2 protein-coding genes are annotated in these 2,566 nt (G+C 60.4%); both read left to right on the top strand.

Annotated elements, in window-relative coordinates; all coding sequences use genetic code 11:
- Positions 1 to 39: 39 nt before the first annotated feature.
- The gene (gene asd, locus ACIP1X_RS25870; RefSeq protein ID WP_400755693.1) at positions 40 to 1,038 is read left to right on the top strand and encodes an aspartate-semialdehyde dehydrogenase; all 999 of its coding nucleotides are present in this window, start codon (positions 40 to 42) and stop codon (positions 1,036 to 1,038) included.
- 249 nt (positions 1,039 to 1,287) lie between these two features.
- Positions 1,288 to 2,298, top strand: a complete 1,011-nt coding sequence (locus ACIP1X_RS25865) for an aspartate-semialdehyde dehydrogenase (RefSeq protein ID WP_400755692.1) — start codon at positions 1,288 to 1,290, stop codon at positions 2,296 to 2,298.
- Positions 2,299 to 2,566 lie beyond the last annotated feature (268 nt).

Here is a 2,566-nt window from a genome sequence, read left to right as displayed (position 1 = left end):
CGTCGGTTTCGACATGGCCATGGTGCGTGGCAAAAAGCTCTGCTCGGTGGCCAAGGCCCGTCCGTGGGCAAGGACATTGCTCCGCTCAAGGATGCTTACAGCATTGATGAGCTGAAGACCCTCGACGTGATTCTGACCTGTCAGGGCGGCGACTACACCAGCGAAGTGTTCCCGAAACTGCGCGAAGCGGGCTGGCAGGGTTACTGGATCGACGCAGCTTCGAGCCTGCGGATGAACGATGACGCGGTGATCATTCTTGATCCGGTGAACCGCAAGGTTATCGATCAGCAGCTCGATGCAGGCACCAAGAACTACATCGGCGGCAACTGCACCGTCAGCCTGATGCTGATGGGCTTGGGCGGTCTGTTCGAAGCCGGTCTGGTCGAGTGGATGAGCGCCATGACCTATCAGGCGGCCTCCGGTGCCGGCGCGCAGAACATGCGTGAACTGATCAAGCAAATGGGCGCGACCCATGCCGCTGTCGCTGATCAACTGGCCGATCCGGCCAGCGCGATCCTCGACATCGACCGTCGCGTGGCTGATGCCATGCGCAGCGAAGCGTACCCGACCGAAAACTTCGGCGTACCGCTGGCCGGCAGCCTGATCCCGTGGATCGACAAGGAACTGCCGAACGGCCAGAGCCGTGAAGAGTGGAAAGCTCAGGCCGAGACCAACAAGATCCTCGGTCGCTTCAAGAGCCCGATCCCGGTCGACGGCATCTGCGTGCGCATCGGCGCGATGCGTTGCCACAGCCAGGCGCTGACCATCAAGCTGAACAAAGACGTACCGATCGCCGATATCGAAGGGCTGATCAGCCAGCACAACCCTTGGGTCAAACTGGTACCGAATCAGCGCGATATCAGCATGCAGGAGCTGAGCCCGACCAAGGTCACCGGCACCCTGAATGTCCCGGTCGGCCGTCTGCGCAAGCTCAACATGGGCTCGCAGTTCCTCGGCGCGTTCACCGTTGGCGACCAACTGCTGTGGGGCGCGGCCGAACCGCTGCGTCGCATGCTGCGGATTTTGCTCGAGCGTTGATCGGTTGAAGCAATGAAAGAGCCCGTGCCTTGAAAGAGGTGCGGGTTTTTTATGCCTGATGGTTCTCGGTTGCCGGGTCTGCCGCCTTCGCGAGCAGGCTCGCTCCCACCTTTGAAATGCATTCCCCTGTGGGAGCGAGCCTGCTCGCGAAGAGGCCGGTACAGCCACCACAAATGCCGGGCAGAAATTGCCTGCATGGCGGTCACCCGGTAAAGTGCCGCTCCCCCCGTTTCGCCAGAGGCTCGCACCATGACCCAGACCCTAGATATTGCCGTAATCGGCGCCACCGGTACTGTCGGCGAAACCCTCGTACAGATTCTCGAAGAACGCGACTTCCCGGTCGGCAACCTGCACCTGCTGGCCAGCAGCGAATCCGCCGGTAGCTCGGTGCTGTTCCGCAACAAAAACGTGCGCGTGCGTGAGGTCGACGAGTTCGATTTCAGCAAGGTCAAACTGGTGTTTTTCGCCGCTGGCCCGGCCATCACCCTGAGTTACGCCGCGCGCGCTCACGCTGCCGGTTGCTCGTTGATCGACTTGTCCGGCGCCTTGCCGGCCGATCAGGCGCCGCAAGTGGTGCCGGAAGCCAACGCCGCGGTACTCGCCAATCTGAAAGCGCCGTTCCAGGTCAGCAGCCCAAGCCCGTCAGCCACCACGCTCGCCGTGGTATTGACGCCGTTGCTCGATCTGATCGATCTGCAGTACGTCAATGTCAGCGCCAGTCTGGCGATGTCCGCGCAAGGTCGTGAAGCCGTTTCCGAGCTAGCGCGGCAAACCGCCGAGCTGCTGAACATGCGCCCGCTGGAGCCAACCTTTTTTGACCGGCAGGTAGCGTTCAACCTGCTGGCTCAGGTCGGCACGCCGGACGCGAACGGGCACACGCTGCTGGAAAAACGTCTGGTGCGCGAGCTGCGTCAGGTGCTGGCGCAACCTTTATTGAAGATTTCCGCAACTTGCGTTCAAGCCCCGGTGTTTTTTGGCGATAGCTTTAGCGTGACCTTGCAGTCGAAGAAGGCCGTCGACCTGGAAAAGGTCAACGCAGCACTCGAAGCGGCGCCGGGGATCGAGCTGGTTGAGGCCGGTGATTATCCGACTGCGGTTGGTGACGCAGTAGGGCAGGACGTGGTCTATGTCGGGCGCGTGCGCAACGGTGTCGACGACCCGGCGGAACTTAATCTGTGGCTGACGTCAGATAACGTACGCAAAGGCGCGGCCCTTAACGCTGTGCAGGTGGCTGAATTGTTGATAAAAGACCTGCTGTAAAAGATACTTGGCAACAATTTGTCGACTGATTCTAGGTGAGCGCTATGCTTGCCCGGAGCAGTTGAAAACGTATCACCCTCCGGGACTTTCCGGGGCATCAAAGAAATGATCGCGCGCGACATCTGTCGTCGTCGCGCGCAATGCCTTACGGCAGCGACAATCAATATCTTCTCGCTGGCCGAGGAACGTTCAAACAAAGGATGAGGCTATGGTTCAAGTTCGCAAACTGGTGTTAGCAATAGCGGCCGCCTCGGCGCTGTCCTCCGGT

The organism is Pseudomonas sp. NPDC088885, from assembly GCF_044750025.1.
Classification (GTDB): domain Bacteria; phylum Pseudomonadota; class Gammaproteobacteria; order Pseudomonadales; family Pseudomonadaceae; genus Aquipseudomonas; species Aquipseudomonas rustica.
The sequence above is the reverse complement of the archived record's forward strand: the minus strand, read 5'-3'. Positions and strand labels throughout refer to the sequence as shown.